Here is a 17,852-nt window from a genome sequence, read left to right on the forward strand (position 1 = left end):
GCGGTGACGGCCATGACCCAGGAAATCTTCGGCGCCGCCGGCGCCACCGCTGCGCCCAGCACTGGCGATGCAGCCCAGCCGCTGCGCTTCGACCCCGCCACCATCCGCCGCCTGAGCACCTCCGGCCCGCGCTACACGTCCTACCCGACCGCCGACCGCTTCAGCGCCGACTTCGGCTACGGCAGCTACCTGGAAGCGGTGGCCGGCCTGAAGATGCGCGGCGGCGGGCGCGGCCCGCTGTCGCTGTACGTGCACGTGCCGTTCTGCGACACGGTGTGCTACTACTGCGGCTGCAACAAGATCGTCACCAAGGACCGCAGCAAGGCGGCCACCTACCTGAGCTACCTGAAGCAGGAAATCGGCATGCAGGGCAAGCTGTTCTCCGGCATGAACCAGCTCGGCCAGCTGCATTTCGGCGGCGGCACGCCGACCTACCTGAGCGACCGCCAGATGGAAGAGCTGATGAGCCACCTGCGCAAGAACTTCGAGTTCGCGCCGGACGAAGAGGGCGAGTACTCGATCGAGATCGATCCGCGCACCGTGTCGCGCGAACGGGTGCATTCGCTGCGCCAGCAGGGCTTCAACCGCGTCAGCCTGGGCGTGCAGGATTTCGACCCGGACGTGCAAAAGGCGGTCAACCGCATCCAGCCCGAAGCGGAAACGCTGGCCGTGATGCAGGCCGCGCGCGACGCCGGCTTCCGCTCCATCAGCATCGACCTGATCTACGGCCTGCCCAAGCAGACGCTGGACAGCATGCGCCAGACCATGGCGAAAGTGATCGCCGCCAGCCCGGACCGGATTTCGCTGTACAACTACGCGCACCTGCCGCACCTGTTCAAGCCGCAGCGCCGCATCCTCGAAGCCGACCTGCCGCCGGCCGACGTGAAGCTGGACATGCTGGCGCTGTGCATCCGTGAACTGACGGCGGCCGGCTACGTGTACATCGGCATGGACCATTTCGCCAAGCCTGGCGACGACCTGGCGGTGGCCCAGCGCCAGGGTCGGCTGCACCGCAACTTCCAGGGCTATTCCACGCACGCGGAAGCGGACCTGGTGGCGGTGGGCGTGTCGGCCATCAGCTCGGTGGGCAATACCTACAGCCAGAACGAGAAAACGCTGGAGGCCTACTACGAGAAGCTGGACCAGGGCGTGCTGCCGGTGGCGCGCGGCATCAAGCTCAATACCGACGACCTGCTGCGCCGCATCATCATCCAAAAGCTGATGTGCAGCTTCGAGCTGTCGATCGCTTCCATCGAGATGGCCTACCCGCTGCGCTTCGCGGAGTACTTCGCCGGCGAGCTGGCGCAGCTGCGCGCGCTGGAGGAGGACGGGCTGATCGCCATCGACAGCGAGTGGCTGTCGGTAACGCTGAAGGGCCGCCTGCTGGTGCGCAATATCTGCATGGTGTTCGACCGCTATCTCGGCATGCCGCGTGCGCAGGACGACGCCGCTTGCGCATCCGCCGCCTCCACAACGCAGCCGCTGCGCTACTCGAAAACGATCTGAGAACGCCATGGACGGGGTCAATCTGCTGCCGGTGTTCCTGGTCGGCCTGGCCGGCAGCGTGCATTGCATAGGCATGTGCGGCGGCATCGTCGGCGCGCTGTCGGCCGCGCCCGGCGCCGCCAAGGCAGCCGGGCGGGTGATCCCCATCGCCGCCGCTCCAGCCCCGCTGCGGCTTGCCGCCCCCGCCATGCAGGCGATGCCCTGCACGCCCGCCGCGCAGCACGCGCCGGCAGCGGCAGTGGCCGGCGGCGCCGCGCTGCGCCTGCTGGCCTACAACACCGGCCGCATCGGCAGCTACATGCTGGCGGGCGCCATCGCCGGCGGCCTGGCGGGCGGCGCAGCCAGCCTGTCGAAGGCCGCATTCTGGCAGAACGCGGCCTTCCTGCTGGCCAACCTGATGCTGGTGGCGCTCGGGCTGTACCTGATGAACGCCTGGCGCGGCCTGTCCCGACTGGAGGCCGCCGGCGGCGCGTTGTGGAAGCGCCTGCAGCCATTGCTGCGCCCCCTGCTGCCGATGGATAGCCCCGCCAAGGCGCTGGCGCTGGGCGGGCTGTGGGGCTGGGTGCCGTGCGCCATGGTCTACAGCGTGCTGCTGACCGCAGCGCTGAGCGGTTCGGCCGCGCGCGGCGCGGCAGTGATGCTCGCTTTCGGACTCGGCACCCTGCCCATGCTGGCAGCCCTTGGCGCGCTGGGCCTGCAGGTGCGCCAGCTGCTGCAGCGGCGCGCCGCGCGCACCGCCTGCGGCCTGCTGGTCCTGGCGTTCGGCCTGCTGGGCCTGCTGCGCGCCAGCGGCGCCGCCGCGCCGCTGCTGCACGCGCTCGGCATGCCCGACGCCACGGCAGCCCACGGCTGGCTCGACGCGCTGTGCATAGGAACCCGGCCATGAACGACGGCCAGTACGCCTCCCGCGCAGCCCGCAGCGCCGCGCCAGCACCGTCGACGGCTGCGGCGCCGCACGGCACGCCTGCGCAATCCGACTGCTACCACTGCGGCCTGCCGCTGCCGCGCGGCGAGCGCTGGTCCGCCAGCATCGACGGTGTCGAACACGCCATGTGCTGCCCCGGTTGTGCCGCCGTCGCGCAAGCCATTGCCGACGCCGGGCAAGCCTCCTACTACAAGGACCGCACCGGCTACGCCGCCACCGCCGCGCAGGGGCAGCTGGTGCCGCCCGAACTGGCCCTGTACGACAACGCCGATCCGCGCTTCCGCGCGCGCGACGGCAGCACCGCCAACGCCGAAGCCACCCTGCTGGTAGAAGGCATCCGCTGCGCCGCCTGCGTGTGGCTGATAGAACGGCGCCTGATGCAGCTGCCCGGCGTGCAGCGCGCCAGCATGAACGTGGCCACCGAGCGCCTGCAAGTGCGCTGGGACAAAGACCGGTGCCGGCCTGCCGACATCCTGGGCGCGCTGCACGGCATCGGCTACCAGGCCTGGCCCTACGATGCCGCCCGCCACAGCAGGCAGCTGCAGCAGGCCGGCCGCACGCTGGGCCGCCAGCTGTTCGTCGCCGGCCTGTCCATGATGCAGGTGATGATGTACGTCGCCCCCGCCTACCTGGCCGACGACGGCACGCTGGACGCCGGCATGGCCGCGCTGATGCAATGGGCCAGCCTGCTGCTGACGCTGCCAGCCGTATGCTATTCGGCGCTGCCCTTCTTCCGCGGCGCCTGGAACAGCCTGCGCGCCCGCGCGCTGGGCATGGACGTGCCGGTGGCGCTGGGCATCGCCGCAGCCTTCGCGGCCAGCTGCATTGCCACCTGGCGCGGGCACGGCGACGTGTACTACGACTCGGTGACCATGTTCATCTTCCTGCTGCTGTGCAGCCGTTACCTGGAACTGGCGGCGCGGCGCAAGGCCAGCGCCGCGCTGGAACGCATGCAGCACGGGCTGCCGGCGTCGGCCTCGCATATGCCGGACTGGCCACTGGACCGCCGCGTCAGCACCGTGCCGGCAGCCGCGCTGCGCATCGGGCACCTGATCCACGTCAAGCCGGGCGAGACCTTCGCTGCAGACTGCGACATCGTGGAGGGCCATACCTCGGTCGACCTGTCGCTGCTGACCGGCGAGAGCGCGCCTCAGCACAGGGCGGTGGGCGCCGCGGTGCCCGGCGGAGCTATCAACGCCGGCAGCGCCGTGGTGGCCCGCGTGGTCAAGCCGGCCAGCGACAGCACGCTTTCCGGCCTGCTCAAGCTGATCGAGAACGCCGGCTCGGACAAGCCGCAGATCTCGCAGTGGGCCGACCGCGCCGCGTCGCGGTTCGTGGCCGCCCTGCTGCTGTTCGCGCTGGCCGCATTTGCCTGGTGGAGCTGGCACGACGCCGCACGCGCCTGGCCGATAGCGATCGCGGTGCTGGTGGTGTCCTGCCCGTGCGCGCTGTCGCTGGCCACCCCGTCGGCGCTGGCCGCCGCCACCGACCGCCTGCTCGGCAAAGGCATCCTGATCGTGCGGCCGCACGTGCTGGAAACGCTGCACCGCGCCACCCACGTGGTATTCGACAAGACCGGCACGCTCACGCTGGGCAAACCCACGGTGCAGCGCGTGGACCCGCTGGGCCACACCGCCGCCAGCGCCGCGCTGCAGGTGGCGGCCGCGCTGGAGGCCAACAGTGCGCACCCGATCGGCCGCGCCATCCTGGCGGCAGCGGGCGAAGCGGCCGTGATGGCGCGCTGGAACGCCGCCGACGTGCAGGAACTGCCGGGCCAGGGCCTGGAAGGCGTGGTGCAGGGTACCCGCTACCGCCTCGGCAACGCGGCCTTCGTGGCCGGCATCGCCGGCTCCGCCAAGCTGGCCGTCGCGGCCCTGCCGGACACCGCCGCCGATGGTGCCGAGGCCACGCCGGTGTACCTGGGCTGCGGCGGCGAGTGGATCGCGCGCTTCCTGCTGTGCGACGCGCTGCGGCCGGACGCGCAAGACACCGTCGACTACTTCCGCGCCCAGGGCAAGCAGCTGGTGCTGCTCAGCGGCGACAATGAGGCGATCACGCAGCAGGTTGCGCGCGGCCTGGGCATCGCGGCGGCGGGCGGCGAGTTCCTGCCGCAGCAAAAATTGGCGTTCGTGCAGGACTTGCAGCGCGATGGCGCGGTGGTGGCGATGGTGGGCGACGGCATCAACGACGCCGCAGTGCTCAGCGCCGCCGATGTCTCGTTTGCCATGGGCAGCGGCGCCGCGCTGGCGCAAGCCCACGCCGACACGGTGCTGATGAACGGCCAGCTCGGCGCAGTGGCCGACACCGCGCGCGCCGCCGCACACACCATGGCCGTGATACGCCAGAACCTGGCCTGGGCCACGCTGTACAACGTCACCGCCATTCCGGCCGCCGCGCTGGGCTACCTGAACCCCTGGCTGTCCGGCGCCGGCATGGCCATCAGTTCCGCCGTGGTGGTGCTCAATGCGCTGCGCCTGCGCGCGGAAAAATAGAGGAAATATCATGGAAGCCCTGTATCTGCTGGTCCCCTTGAGCGTGGCGCTGGTCTTCGGCGCGCTGTGGATCTTTTTCAAGGCGTCCGACAACGGCCAGTTCGACGACCTTGTCGGCCCCGCGCTACGCGTGCTGCAGGACGACGACAGCTAGCTCTTCCTCGTTCGGCCAATTTTGATCCACATCAAAGTTTTTTAGGCCCCACCCACGTAACCTTTGACTTACATCATCAAAGCGTTCTTGGGAGAACACAAAGTGGATCAAGCACAGTACAACTACAAGATCGTGAAGCAGTTCGCGATCGCCACGGTGGTCTGGGGCATCGTGGGCATGCTGGTCGGCGTCATCATCGCCGCGCAGCTGGCCTGGCCCAGCCTCAACCTCGACATCGCCTGGCTTACCTACGGACGCCTGCGTCCGCTGCACACCAACGCGGTGATTTTCGCGTTCGGCATCTCGGGCCTGTTCGCCACCTCCTACTACGTGGTGCAGCGCACCTGCCAGGTGCGGCTGTTCTCCGACAAGCTGGCCGCCTTCACCTTCTGGGGCTGGCAGGCGGTGATCCTGAGCGCGGTCGTCACGCTGCCGATGGGCCTCACGCGCGGCAAGGAATACGCCGAGCTGGAATGGCCCATCACCATCCTGATCGCGCTGGTGTGGATCGCCTACGCCATCGTGTTCTTCGGCACCGTCATCAAGCGCAAGGTGGAACACATCTACGTGGCCAACTGGTTCTTCGGCGGCTACATCCTGGCCGTGACGCTGCTGCACGTGGTGAACGGCATGAGCATGCCGGCAACGTTGACCAAATCCTACTCGATGTACACCGGCGTGCAGGACGCCATGATCCAGTGGTGGTACGGCCACAACGCGGTGGGCTTCATCCTGACCGCCGGCTACCTGGGCATGGTGTACTACTTCATTCCAAAGCAGGCCGAGCGTCCCGTGTATTCGTACCGCCTGTCCATCGTCCACTTCTGGGCGCTGATCTTCACCTACATGTGGGCCGGCCCGCACCACCTGCACTACACCGCGCTGCCCGACTGGACCCAGTCGCTGGGCATGGTGTTCTCGCTGATCCTGCTGGCGCCGTCGTGGGGCGGCATGATCAACGGCATGATGACGCTGTCCGGCGCATGGCACAAGCTGCGCACCGACCCTATCCTGAAATTCATGATCGTCTCGCTGTCGTTCTACGGCATGGCCACCTTCGAAGGCCCGATGATGTCGATCAAGACCGTCAACGCACTGTCGCACTACACCGACTGGGGCATCGCCCACGTCCACGGCGGCGCCCTGGGCTGGGTCGGCTTCATCACCATGGGCTCGATCTACTACCTGCTGCCGCGCCTGGCCGGCCAGAAGCAGATGTGGAGCGTCAAGCTGATCGACCTGCACTTCTGGGTCGCCACCATCGGCATCGTGCTGTACATCGCCGCGATGTGGATCGCCGGCGTGATGCAGGGCCTGATGTGGCGCGCGGTGAACCCGGACGGCACGCTGACCTACACCTTCGTCGAGAGCGTGAAAGCCACCTACCCCTACTACGTGGTGCGCTTCACCGGCGGCCTGCTGTACCTGGGCGGCATGTGCCTGATGGGCTACAACACCTGGATGACGCTGCGCGGCCGCGCCCCGGTTACGGCCCGCATCCCCGAACTGAAAGCCGCCTGATTTCAGCGCAATGACAACGGAGTTAAGAACATGAAATTTTCGCATGAATGGATAGAGAAGAACCCCTGGCTGCTGATCGTGCTGGTGACGCTGGTGGTGTCGGTCGGCGGCGCGGTGGAGATCGTACCGCTGTTCTTCCAGAAATCGACCACCGAACCGGTGGCGGGCCTGAAGCCGTATAGCCCGCTGCGCCTGGCGGGCCGCGACGTGTACGTGCGCGAAGGCTGCTACAACTGCCACTCGCAGATGGTGCGCCCGTTCCGCGCCGAGACCGAACGCTATGGCCACTATTCCGTGGCCGGCGAATTCGTCTACGACCGTCCCTTCCAGTGGGGCTCCAAGCGCACCGGCCCGGACCTGGCGCGCGTAGGCGGCCGCTATAGCGACGAATGGCACAAGACCCACCTGGCCAACCCGCGCGACGTGGTGCCGGAATCGAATATGCCGAACTACCCGTGGCTGGCCAAGGCCGCGCTGAAACCGGCCGACATCGTGCCGCGCCTGCGCGCGCTGCAGCGCCTGGGCGACCCGTACTCGGACGCCGAGATCGCCGCCGCTCCGGCCGAACTGGAAGGCAAGACCGAGGAAGACGCCCTGATCGCCTACCTGCAAGGCCTGGGCACCCAGATCAAGACGAGGAACTGACATGGAAAACCTGTTTGACAACGCCAGCCGCGTGATGACCGTCATCTCATTCATCACTTTCATGGGCATCGTTGCGTGGGCCTACGCGCGCCGCAACCAGGCCGGCTTTGCGCAAGCCGCGCAACTGCCATTCGCCGACGAGGAGAAAGACCATGTCTGACTTCACCAGCGGTTTCTGGAACTACTACATTGTGACGCTCACGCTGCTCGGCGTGTTCGGCTGCGCGGTGCTGCTCTGGTCGCAGTCCAAGCACAAGGTCAAGGCGCTCAAGGATGTGAACGCGCCGGTGGGCACCACCGGCCATATCTGGGACGAGGACCTGACGGAACTGAATACGCCGATGCCGCGCTGGTGGATGTGGCTGTTCTACATCACCATCGTGTTCGGCCTGGCCTACCTGTTCCTGTATCCCGGCCTGGGCGACTACGCCGGCAAGCTGGGCTGGCAGTCCAGCGGCCAGTACACCAAGGAGCTGAAGCTGGCCGAGGCGGAGTACGGCCCGCTGTTCAACCAGTACCTGAAGCAGGAGGTGCAGGCGGTGGCGGCCGATCCGAAGGCGCAGGCCATTGGCGAACGCCTGTTCCTGACCTATTGCGCCCAGTGCCACGGCTCCGACGCGCGCGGCAACAAGGGCTTCCCCAACCTGACCGACAAGGACTGGCTGTACGGCGGCGCGCCGGACGTCATCAAGACCACCATCATGAACGGCCGCCACGGCGTGATGCCGCCGATGGGCGCGGCGCTCGGGTCGGACAAGGACGTGGAGAACGTGGCGCACTATGTGCTGAGCCTGTCCGGCGGCGCGGCCGACCCGATCAAGGTGGTGTTCGGCAAGAACAAGTTCAACGCCTGCATGGGCTGCCATACCGGCGCCGGCACCGGCAACCAGGCGCTGGGCGCGCCCAACCTGGCGGACAAGGTGTGGCTGTACGGCGGCAGCGCCGAGACCATCATGGAAACCATCCGCAAGGGCCGCAACAACACCATGCCGGCCTTCGCGGACTTCCTCGGCGAAGGCAAGGTGCACGTGCTGGCCGCCTACGTGTGGGGCTTGTCGAACCAACCGGCCGTAGCCAAGGCTGAAAGCAGCGAGCATGAACGCGCCGGAACAAGTCATTAAGATGTACGCGGCCCGCGAGGAGATCTATCCTCGCGAGACCAAGGGCCGCTACGCCAGCCTGCGCTGGGCGTTTGTCTGGCTCACGCAGCTGGCCTTCTACGGCACCCCGTGGCTGACGTGGAACGGCCGCCAGGCCCTGCTGTTCGACCTGGCCTCGCGCAAGTTCTACATCTTCGGCCTGGTGCTGTGGCCGCAGGACTTCATCTACCTGGCGGCGTTGCTGATCATCTGCGCCTACCTGCTGTTCCTGGCCACCGCCATCGCGGGGCGGGTGTGGTGCGGCTTCGCCTGCCCGCAGACCGTATACACCGAGATCTTCCTGTGGATAGAGCGCAAGTTCGAAGGCACGCGCAGCGCGCGCATGCGGCTGGCCAAGGAGGGCGCCACCTTCAACAAGGCCTGGCGCAAGGGCGGCAAGCACCTGGCCTGGGGCGCGGTGGCGCTGTGGACCGGCTACACCTTCGTGGGCTATTTCACGCCCATCAAGTCGCTGGCGCAGGAAGCGCTGACCTTGAGCTTCGGACCATGGGAATGGTTCTGGGTGCTGTTCTACAGCCTGGCCACCTACGGCAACGCCGGCTGGCTGCGCGAGCAGGTGTGCAAGTACATGTGCCCCTATGCGCGCTTCCAGAGTTCGATGTTCGACCGCGACACGCTGATCATCACCTATGACGCCAAGCGCGGCGAGCCGCGCGGCCCGCTCGGCAAAGGCGGCGTGAAGGACGGCAACGGCTCCTGCATCGACTGCTCCATGTGCGTGCAGGTGTGCCCGGTGGGCATCGACATCCGCAAGGGCCTGCAGTACGAATGCATAGGCTGCGCGGCCTGCGTGGACGCCTGCAACAGCGTGATGGACAAGATCGGCCAGCCGCGCGGCCTGGTGCTCTACAGCACCGACCATGCGCTGGCCGAGCGCTACACGCCGAAGCAGATCCGCCAGCATGCGCTGCGCCCGCGCGTGCTGATCTACAGCGCCATCCTGCTGTTCATCATCGGCGCGGTCGGCGCCGCCCTGTGGCTGCGCACGCCGCTCAAGATGGACGTGATCCGCGACCGCGGCGCCATGGGCCGCGAAGTGGAGGACGGCATGATAGAGAACGTGTACCGGCTGCAGATCATGAACACCTCCGAGCAGGGACACCGCTACCGCATCAGCGTGTCCGGCCTGCCGTCGCTGGCGGTGGTGACGGACAACGAGGTGGAGCTGGCCGGCACGGAAACGCGCGCGGTGCCGATCCGCCTGCGCGCGGCCCACGGCGACGGCGCCAAGGGTTCGAACAAGATCGCCGTCGAGCTGACGGCGGTGGACGATCCGGCGCTGCGGGTGAAGGAAGAAGCGGTATTCATCGTGCCGCGATAACTGGATAACTTGAGGGACGCATCATGCAATCGACTACTTTTTCCGCCCCGCCCCAGCCGTGGTGGTCGCAGCGCTGGCCCTGGCTGCTGATGCTGGGACCGTTCATCGTGCTGCTGGCTGGCCTGTACACCGGCTGGCTGGCCTTCTCGCAGCCCGATTCGCTGGTGGTGGGCGACTACTACAAGCGCGGCAAGGCCATCAACCAGGACTTGCGGCGCGACCGCGCGGCCAGCGCGCTGGGGCTGTCGGCCGAGCTGCGCTACGACGTGGCGCGCGGCGTGCTGAGGGGCTCCGTCGCCGGCGTCTCCAGCGGCGCGGCAACGCAACGCGTGCTGCTGCACCTGGCGCACGCCACGCAGCCGGAGCGGGACATCAAACTGGTACTGGCGCCCGCCGCCGACGGCAGCTTCGAAGCGGCGCTGCCGATGCTGGAGCGCAGCCGCTGGCAGGTGCTGCTGGAAAACGAACAGCGCGACTGGCGCCTGGAAGGCAGCTGGCAGTGGCCAGCGCAGCGCGAAGTGACGGTGCGGGCCGACTAGGAAAGGTCAGCCGCAGCGGTCGGTGCCGGCCGTGATGGCCTTCAGGCGCGGCAGGTCGAGCAGTTCGATTTCGCGGTTGCTGACCTTGAGCAGCGCCTCCTTCTTGAACTTCGACAGCAGGCGGCTGATGCTTTCGATGGTCAGCCCCAGGTAGTTGCCGATCTCCTCGCGCGACATGCGCAGCTGGAACTGCGTCGCCGAGTAGCCGCGCGCCTCGTAGCGCGAGGACAGGTTGACGATGAACGCGGCGAAGCGCTGCGTGGCCTGCATATTCCCCAGCAACAGCATCACGCTCTGTTCGCGCGTGATCTCCTGGCTCATCATCCGGTGGAAGTGGCGCAGCAGGGCCGGCATGTCGGCCAGCAGCTGCTGCAGGCTGGCAAACGGAATGTCGCACACTTCGCTGTCTTCCAGCGCGATGGCGTTGCAGTGGTGGCGGTCGGTGCTGATGGCGTCCATGCCGAGCAATTCGCCCGCCATCTGGAAGCCGGTGATCTGCTCGGCGCCGTCCGGGTTCACCTGGTAGGTCTTGAAGTGGCCGAGGCGGATCGCGTACAGGCTGGCGAAGGGGTCGCCGATGCGGAACAGCGTTCCGCCACGCGGCACCTTGCGGCGGCGGCCGATGATCTCGTCCAGGCGATCCATGTCGGCCGCGCCCAGTCCCATCGGCAGGCAAAGCTGGTGCATGCTGCAATTGGCGCACTTGGCGCGCAGCACGTCGACCGTCATGCCGGGAATGGTCAGGGATGGAAGCTCGATAGTCATCCGCGCAGTGTAAACGATGCACCGCCGCAAATCGCCTAATCCGCACTCAGGCGATCAGGTATTCGCGCGCCATCTGGCGCGCGCGGTGCAGACGGCTCTTGGCCGCCGGCACGCTCAAGCCCAGCTCCGCAGCGATTTCGGCGATACTCATTTCGGCGAAGTCGCGCAGCAGTATCACCTCGCGGTAGTCGGCCGGCAGCGACTCCAGGGTGTTGACCAGGTCGCGCCGCAGACCGGCCGTGTCCTGCGCGGCCAGCCATTGCTCGGCGTGTTCCTCGCCGTAGGGGTCGTAGTTCAGCGCGGCGCGGCCAAGGCGGCGGCATGCGCGCTGCACCACCTTGAACAGCCAGCCGGAAAACGCCGCCAGCATGCGCACTGCCTCCAGACGGCGCGACAGCACCAGCAGCGCCTCCTGCACGGCGTCGTCGACGTCGCTGATCAGGCAGGAACGCTGGGCGTAGCGCCGGATGTCGGGCTGGCACAGGCGCAGCAACTGGGCCAGCGCGGCCGGATCGCCGCGGTGGGCGGCGTCCAGCACCGGCAAATGATGATCAGACAGTGCCATTCTTCTTCGCTTTATCGAGACGGCGGCCCACCAAGGCGCACATGGGGCAGAAGCCGAACAGGCCGGAGGCGGCGATGCCGCCCGCCGACGCCGCCAGCAGCGCGCCCAGCGCGCCGTCCACCGCTATCAGGCTGATAGCCGCTGCCGCCAGGCCGGCCACCACGCGCAACACGCGCTCGCCATTCGGTACATTTTTCACATAGAACATTTTGCTCTCCTTTGGTAGATTGCATCAAGAGGACGTCCCTCGGCTACTAAGAGGCGGGCAAAGCGGGTTTGGATTCGCGGATTCAAAAATATTTTGGTAGGCTACACGCCATGAGCGAAAAAAATAACCATCCCAAGCCCCCGACGCTGGACCAGCACCTGTGCTTCAAGCTGTATTCGACGTCGCTGAAGATGACGCAGCACTACAAGCCACTGCTGGCCGAACTCAATCTCACTTATCCACAGTACCTGGTGATGGTGGTGCTGTGGGAGCAGGAAGGCCTGGGCATCAAGGACATCGCCCAGCGCCTGCAGCAGGACTCGGGCTCGATCACGCCCCTGGTCAAGCGGCTGGAGGCGGAAGGCTACCTGCTGCGCGGGCGCGATCCGCAGGACGAGCGCAACCGCGTGCTGACCCTGACCGACAAGGGCAAGGAGCTGCGCGCCGCCGGCCTGCGGGTGAGCCAGCAGTTCGCCCACGCCTGCGCCATCACCCACCGGGATGTGGAGCAGCTGGCCAGCGGGCTGGATAAACTGAACAGCAACCTTTCCTGAAAGGCCACGCTGGCGCGAAAGGCGACACCCCGCAGCCGCCGGACCATGCGTGTCTTGCTAAAAAACCACTTTGATAGGAGAATTCCCCAGCGTCCCTCCTCAAGGAAGACATGAAACCTCTCGGTATCAAAGTCAAGGTTGCCCTGGCTACCAGCATCACCTCGGTGGTGATGGTGGTGCTGGTAACGGTGATGCAAATGCAGCGCATGGAGGCCGATTTCACGCGCGTGCTGTTTTCGCAGCAAACCGCCCTGATCAACCGCACCGCCGAAGAGCTGGACGACAAGCTCAATATGCTGCTGGGGATTATCGCCCTGTCGGCCAAAAACCAGCCGCTGGAGATCGCCGGCGATGCGGCCGCCCTGCGCGCCTACTACGCCAACCGCGCCGTGCTGTCCCTGTTCGACGACGTGCTGGTGCTGGACCCGCAGGGACGGGTGATCTCCGACCTGCCGGTGGTCCAAGGCCGCATGGGCGTGGACGCCAGCGACCGGGCCTACTTCAAGCGCGTGATGGCCACGCGCCAGCCGCTGATCGCCGAGCCGGTGATCGGGCGCACCGGCAAGCAGCCCATCGTGCAGATGGCCGCGCCCATCCTGGACCACAAGGGCGAAGTGCGGGCCGTGCTGATCGGCGTGCTGCGCCTGTACAAGGACAATGTGCTGGGCCACCTGCGTACCGCCAAGGTCGGCCGCACCGGCTACTATTTCGCCGTCACGCGCGCCGAGGTGCCGCTGTACGTGCTGTACCCGGACCTGAACCGGCTGATGAAGCCGCGCCCGGCCAATGCCAATCCGGCCACCACGCGCGCCCTCAACGAAGGCTTCGAGGGCACGGTCATCAGCACCAACAGCGTCGGCTTGCGCGCGCTGAACAGCTTCAAGACCCTCAAGTCGGTGGACTGGGTGCTGGCCGCCTCGCTGCCGGTGGAGGAGGCGTTCGAGCCTTTCGAGGGCATGCTGGCGCGGCTGGCGGTGTGGAGCTGCCTGGCTTCGCTGGCGGCCGCCGCGCTGATCGGCTGGCTCACCATGCGGCTGATGTCGCCGCTGGCGCAGCTGCGCGGGGCCATCGAGCGCATGCGCGGCAACGCAGCCGACTACACGCCGATAACGGTCAGGCAGGAGGACGAAATCGGCGCGCTGGCGACCGCCTTCAATTCACTGATGCAGGAGCGCCTGGCCGCCGACAGGCGCCTGAACGACCTGATCGAACTGGCGCCGAACGCCTTCGTAGTGGTGGACGCGGACGGCCGCATCGAAACCTTCAACCGCCAGGCCGAGCGCTACTTCGGCTACCAGCGGGAGGAAGTGCTGGGACAGCCGGTCGAGACGCTGCTGCCGTCGGTCCAGCGTGCGGCCCATGTCCGGCTGCGGCAGGGCTTCTCCGCCACGCGGCTGACGCCGGAGCCGGTGCGCATGGGCGAGGGCCGGCAGCTGTTCGGCCAGCGCAAGGACGGCAGCGGCTTCCCGGTGGAGGTCAACCTGAGCGCGATCCAGACCGGCGAGGGCGCCAAGGTGCTGGCCATGATCGCCGACATCACCGAGCGCCACCGCCTGCAGCTCGAAGTGGAGGCGCGCGCGGCGGAACTGGAGCAGGCGCGCGACCGCGCCGAGGCGGCCAACCGCGCCAAGAGCGACTTCGTGGCCAATATGAGCCATGAAATCCGCACGCCGATGAACGCGGTGCTGGGCATGGCCTACCTGCTTGGCAATACGCCGCTGACGGCGCAGCAGCGCAAATTCCTTTCCATGGTGCAGTCCTCCGGCCAGACCCTGCTGGCCATCCTGAACGACGTACTGGATTTCTCCAAGATCGAAGCGCGCCGCATGGAAGTGGCGCCGACCGATTTCGACCTGGACGAGGTGATGAGCACGCTGGCCACCACCATGACCATGAACGCCGGCGACAAGGAACTGGAGCTGGCCATCGCCGTGGAGCCGGACGTGCCGCGCCTGCTGCACGGCGACGCGCTGCGGCTGCAGCAGGTGCTGGTCAACCTGGCCGGCAACGCCGTCAAGTTCACGCAGCAGGGCGAGGTGGTGGTGCGGGTCAGCGTGGAGCAGGCCGCGGGCAACCATGGCGGGCACGCGGCGGACCATCGCACAGTGCTGCGCTTCGACGTCAGCGACACCGGCATCGGCATCAGCGAAGCGCAGCTGGGGCAACTGTTCGGCGCCTTCTCGCAAGGGGACGAAAGCATCACGCGGCGCTTCGGCGGCACCGGCCTGGGGCTGGCCATCACCCGGCGCCTGATAGAACTCATGGGCGGCAAGATCTCCGTGCACAGCCAGGAGGGCCAGGGCAGCCGCTTCTGGTTCAGCCTGCCGTTTACCGTGCTGCCGCCTGCGGCCAAGCGCCAGCCCGCACTGGGCGCGCTGCGCCTGCTGGTGGCGGACGACAGCAGCACCACGCGCGACCTGGTGGGCAAGCTGATACGCGCCTGGGGCTGGGCGGCGGACGAGGTGGCGTCCGGCGCTGAAGCGATTGCGCGCTTCCGCGCACAGCAACAGGCCGGCAAGCCTTACGACGTGGTGCTGGCCGACTGGCACATGCCCGGCATGGACGGCGTGGCCGTCGCCAAGGCCATACGGCAGGCTGCCGGGCCGCACGCGCAGCCCATCGTGGTCATGGTCAACGCCTTCGCGCGCGGCCAGCTGGAGGAGATCTCGGGCGCGCCGGAGGCCGACGTGGTGCTGGTAAAACCCATCACCAGTTCCAGCCTGTTCGACGCACTGCACCAGGCGCTGGTGGCCAAGAGCGGCGAGGAGAACAATGCGCAGGCGGAAGGCATCGCCGGCCGCCTGCAGGGCCGGCATTTCCTGCTGGTGGAGGACAATCTGCTGAACCAGGCGGTGGCGCGCGGCATACTGGAACTGGCCGGCGCCACGCTGGACGTGGTGGGCGACGGCCAGCAGGCGGTGGACATCATGCGCGAGCACGCCGGCCGCTACGACATCGTGCTGATGGACATGCAGATGCCGGTGCTGGATGGCTTCAGCGCCACCGCCATGCTGCGCCGCGAGTTCAAACTGACCTTGCCGGTCATTGCGATGACGGCCGGCGTGCTGGCCTCGGAACGCGACCGTTGCGTGGAGGCGGGCATCACGGACTTCATTCCAAAGCCGGTGGTGGTGGAGGAAATGATGGCGGTGATACAGCGCCACCTGCCGGGCCAGCGCGCCGGCGACGCGCCGCCTGCGCCCGCGCCGGCGCTGACAGCCCCCGCCGCCGCGCCGGCCTCGGCGATGGCGTCCAGCGCTGCCCCGGCGGCGGCCGAACCCCTGTTCAGCATGGACAGCCTGGTGCGGGTGATGGGCAAGGACCCGAAAGGCCGCCAGGTCATGTTCAAGATGGTGCGCGGCGCGCTGGAAGGAGGCATGCAGCCGATGGACGACGCCGACCGCGCCTGGCGCGAGGGCCGCGCCGCCGAGGCCGCCCAAGTCCTGCACGGACTGCGCGGCGCCATCGGCGTGCTGGGCGCCAAGCGCCTGATCCGCGTCACGCTGGAGGCGGAAAGCGCCATTTCCCAGCAGCGCAGCGGCGAACTGCCCGCGCGCCTGGCCGAAGTGCGCGGCGTGCTGGAAGCCACCCTGCAGGAAGCCGCCGACTGGCTGGAGCGCACCGACCGCTAGGCGCAGCAGGACGGCCCGGCCGGCTCCCTCATGCCTGCCCGCGCGCCGCGCGCTTGATGGCCTGCGGCGGCTGGCCATATGCGCGCAGGAAAGCGCGCCGCATGCGCTCCGGGTCCGCGAATCCCGTCTCACGCGCCACCACGTCGATGGACAGCGTGCCCGCTTCGATCAGCGCACGCGCCGCCTCCACCCGCAGCACCTCCACCGCGCGCGCCGGCGACTGGCCGGTCTCGATGCGGAAGGTGCGGCTGAACTGGCGCCTGCTCAGGTTTGCCGCATCGGCCAGTTCATCCACCGACAGCGGCTTGCGCAGATTGCTCTTGGCATAGGTGAGCGCCACCTGGATGCGGTCCGACTTCGGTTCCAGCTCCAGCAGCGCCGAGAACTGCGACTGCCCGCCACTGCGGCGGTGGTACACCACCATCTTGCGCGCCACCGCCTTCGCCAGCTCCACGCCATGGTCCGCTTCCACCATCGCCAGGCACAGGTCGATGCAGGCCGTCATGCCGGCCGAGGTCCACACGCGGCCGTCGTGCGTGAAGATGCGGTCCTCCTCCACCTTCACCTTGGGATACATATGCTGCAGCACGCGCGCCTGGCACCAGTGCGTGGTGGCGCGGCGCCCGTCCAGCAGGCCCGCTTCGGCGAGCAGGAAGGCGCCGGTGCAGATGCTCGCCGTGCGGCGCGACAGCGCGCTGGCAGAGCGCAGGAAATCGATGAAGCCGGGCGTCGACACCACCAGTTCCATCGCGCCGCCCACCAGCACCGTATCGTAGCTATGGCTGCCGAACGGCTCCGTCATCACCGGCACGCCGGACGAGCTGGGCACCACGCCGCCGTGCTCGGACAACAGCTCCATCCTGTAGCAGCTTTCCCCCTTCAGTTCATTGGCCACCTCGAACACGGTGGTAACGACCAGGTCCAGCACCTGGAAGCGGGGGAAGAGCAGCAGTCCTATCTTGCGTGTCATGTTCATGTCCCAAAACGAGGTATATATGGCATACGGGACTCAATCTAGGCGCCTACACTGCACTTGTCAACTTAAACCCAAGGACAGCAACCATGAACACCAACGCACATCCCGGCATTGCCCTCATCACCGGCGCCTCCACCGGCATCGGCGCGCGCTACGCCCAGCGCCTGGCCGAACGCGGCTACGACCTGGTATTGGTGGCGCGCAATCGCGAACGCCTGCAAGCCGTCGCCGCCAGCGTGGCCGCCGCCACCGGCCGCAACGTGGAGATCCTGCCCGCCGACCTGACGCAGGAGGACGGCCTGGCACAGGTGCAGCAGCGGCTGGCGAACGACGCCGGCATCACCATGCTGGTAAACAACGCCGGCCTGGGCGCCACCGCGCCGCTGGTCGAGTCGAAGCAGGAAGATCTGGACCGCATGATCTTCCTGAACGTGCACGCGCTGACCCGCCTCACGCGCGCCGTGGCGCCGGGCTTCGCCGCGCGCGGACATGGCAGCATCATCAACATTGCCTCCATCGTGGCGGTGGCGCCGGAAGTCCTGAACGGCACCTACGGCGGCACCAAGGCCTATGTGCTGGCCTTCACGCAATCGCTGCAGCACGAACTGGGCGCCAAGGGCGTGCGCGTGCAGGCCGTGCTGCCGGGCGCCACCGGCACCGAGTTCTGGGACCACGCGGGCGTGCCGGTGGCGCACCTGCCGGGCGAAATCGTGATGAACGTGAACGATCTGGTGGACGCGGCGCTGGCCGGCCTGGACCTGGGCGAAGTGGTGACGATACCGTCGCTGCCGGACCGTGCCGACTGGGACAAGTTCGAGGCCGCGCGTCTGGCCATGGGCCCCAACCTCTCGCGCAGCAGGCCTGCCGCGCGCTACACGGCCTGACCGCA

At 67.6% G+C, this 17,852-nt stretch carries 17 protein-coding genes; 13 read left to right on the plus strand and 4 right to left on the minus strand.

The window, feature by feature from the left end; translation table 11 throughout:
- The first annotated feature begins 12 nt into the window (after positions 1–12).
- From hemN to AC6H42_RS07970, 10 genes are all read left to right on the plus strand, one after another.
- Positions 13–1,506, plus strand: a complete 1,494-nt coding sequence (gene hemN, locus AC6H42_RS07925; RefSeq protein WP_497547785.1) for an oxygen-independent coproporphyrinogen III oxidase — start codon at positions 13–15, stop codon at positions 1,504–1,506.
- Positions 1,507–1,513: 7 nt separating this feature from the next.
- Positions 1,514–2,392, plus strand: coding sequence for a sulfite exporter TauE/SafE family protein (locus AC6H42_RS07930; protein WP_057154209.1), 879 nt, complete (start codon positions 1,514–1,516; stop codon positions 2,390–2,392).
- Positions 2,389–4,923, plus strand: a complete 2,535-nt coding sequence (locus AC6H42_RS07935) for a heavy metal translocating P-type ATPase (protein ID WP_082551652.1) — start codon at positions 2,389–2,391, stop codon at positions 4,921–4,923. Before AC6H42_RS07930 ends, AC6H42_RS07935 begins: the two co-directional genes overlap by 4 nt.
- 10 nt (positions 4,924–4,933) lie before the next feature.
- Positions 4,934–5,077 carry a cbb3-type cytochrome oxidase assembly protein CcoS gene (gene ccoS / locus AC6H42_RS07940; protein WP_057154210.1) on the plus strand — a complete coding sequence of 48 codons (144 nt, stop codon included), beginning with the start codon at positions 4,934–4,936 and terminating at the stop codon, positions 5,075–5,077.
- A gap of 102 nt (positions 5,078–5,179) precedes the next feature.
- Positions 5,180–6,598, plus strand: a complete 1,419-nt coding sequence (gene ccoN / locus AC6H42_RS07945; RefSeq protein WP_057154328.1) for a cytochrome-c oxidase, cbb3-type subunit I — start codon at positions 5,180–5,182, stop codon at positions 6,596–6,598.
- Between the two features lie 30 nt (positions 6,599–6,628).
- Positions 6,629–7,243 (plus strand): cytochrome-c oxidase, cbb3-type subunit II, encoded by a 615-nt coding sequence (gene ccoO / locus AC6H42_RS07950; RefSeq protein ID WP_057154211.1) that lies wholly within the window; start codon positions 6,629–6,631, stop codon positions 7,241–7,243.
- 1 nt (position 7,244) lies between these two features.
- On the plus strand, positions 7,245–7,403 hold the full coding sequence (locus AC6H42_RS07955; RefSeq protein ID WP_057154212.1) for a cbb3-type cytochrome oxidase subunit 3: 159 nt from the start codon (positions 7,245–7,247) through the stop codon (positions 7,401–7,403).
- Positions 7,396–8,364 carry a cytochrome-c oxidase, cbb3-type subunit III gene (gene ccoP / locus AC6H42_RS07960; protein WP_057154213.1) on the plus strand — a complete coding sequence of 323 codons (969 nt, stop codon included), beginning with the start codon at positions 7,396–7,398 and terminating at the stop codon, positions 8,362–8,364. Before AC6H42_RS07955 ends, ccoP begins: the two co-directional genes overlap by 8 nt.
- Entirely contained in the window at positions 8,339–9,724 is a 1,386-nt protein-coding gene (gene ccoG, locus AC6H42_RS07965) for a cytochrome c oxidase accessory protein CcoG (RefSeq protein WP_497547786.1), read from the plus strand. Before ccoP ends, ccoG begins: the two co-directional genes overlap by 26 nt.
- A 23-nt stretch (positions 9,725–9,747) precedes the next feature.
- Positions 9,748–10,263, plus strand: a complete 516-nt coding sequence (locus tag AC6H42_RS07970) for a FixH family protein (RefSeq protein WP_057154215.1) — start codon at positions 9,748–9,750, stop codon at positions 10,261–10,263.
- 6 nt (positions 10,264–10,269) lie between these two features.
- On the opposite strand, the gene fnr is transcribed toward AC6H42_RS07970, so the two are convergent.
- From fnr to AC6H42_RS07985, 3 genes are read right to left on the minus strand one after another with little or no spacing between them, the layout of a single operon-like run.
- A complete protein-coding gene (gene fnr / locus AC6H42_RS07975; RefSeq protein WP_057154216.1) occupies positions 10,270–11,028 on the minus strand; it encodes a fumarate/nitrate reduction transcriptional regulator Fnr in 759 nt (252 codons plus the stop codon).
- A 46-nt stretch (positions 11,029–11,074) separates the two neighbouring features.
- Positions 11,075–11,593 carry an RNA polymerase sigma factor gene (locus AC6H42_RS07980; protein WP_057154217.1) on the minus strand — a complete coding sequence of 173 codons (519 nt, stop codon included), beginning with the start codon at positions 11,591–11,593 and terminating at the stop codon, positions 11,075–11,077.
- Positions 11,580–11,801 carry a YgaP-like transmembrane domain gene (locus AC6H42_RS07985; protein WP_057154218.1) on the minus strand — a complete coding sequence of 74 codons (222 nt, stop codon included), beginning with the start codon at positions 11,799–11,801 and terminating at the stop codon, positions 11,580–11,582. Before AC6H42_RS07985 ends, AC6H42_RS07980 begins: the two co-directional genes overlap by 14 nt.
- A 110-nt stretch (positions 11,802–11,911) precedes the next feature.
- On the opposite strand from AC6H42_RS07985, the gene AC6H42_RS07990 reads away from it, so the two are divergent.
- Together AC6H42_RS07990 and AC6H42_RS07995 are read left to right on the plus strand one after the other, a co-directional pair.
- Positions 11,912–12,355: a MarR family winged helix-turn-helix transcriptional regulator gene (locus tag AC6H42_RS07990; protein ID WP_057154219.1), complete on the plus strand. Its 444-nt coding sequence runs from the start codon at positions 11,912–11,914 to the stop codon at positions 12,353–12,355.
- Positions 12,356–12,465: 110 nt separating this feature from the next.
- A complete protein-coding gene (locus AC6H42_RS07995; protein WP_497547787.1) occupies positions 12,466–15,987 on the plus strand; it encodes a response regulator in 3,522 nt (1,173 codons plus the stop codon).
- Between the two features lie 28 nt (positions 15,988–16,015).
- Here the strand turns inward: AC6H42_RS07995 and AC6H42_RS08000 are convergent, their stop codons facing one another.
- Positions 16,016–16,957: a GlxA family transcriptional regulator gene (locus AC6H42_RS08000; RefSeq protein ID WP_057154329.1), complete on the minus strand. Its 942-nt coding sequence runs from the start codon at positions 16,955–16,957 to the stop codon at positions 16,016–16,018.
- Between the two features lie 92 nt (positions 16,958–17,049).
- Between AC6H42_RS08000 and AC6H42_RS08005 the strand changes: the two genes are divergently transcribed.
- Complete coding sequence (locus tag AC6H42_RS08005) at positions 17,050–17,847, plus strand: SDR family NAD(P)-dependent oxidoreductase (protein ID WP_057154221.1); 798 nt, start codon at positions 17,050–17,052, stop codon at positions 17,845–17,847.
- The last annotated feature ends 5 nt before the right edge of the window (positions 17,848–17,852 follow it).

The sequence above is a fragment of the Massilia sp. NBRC 108631 genome (assembly GCF_059704565.1).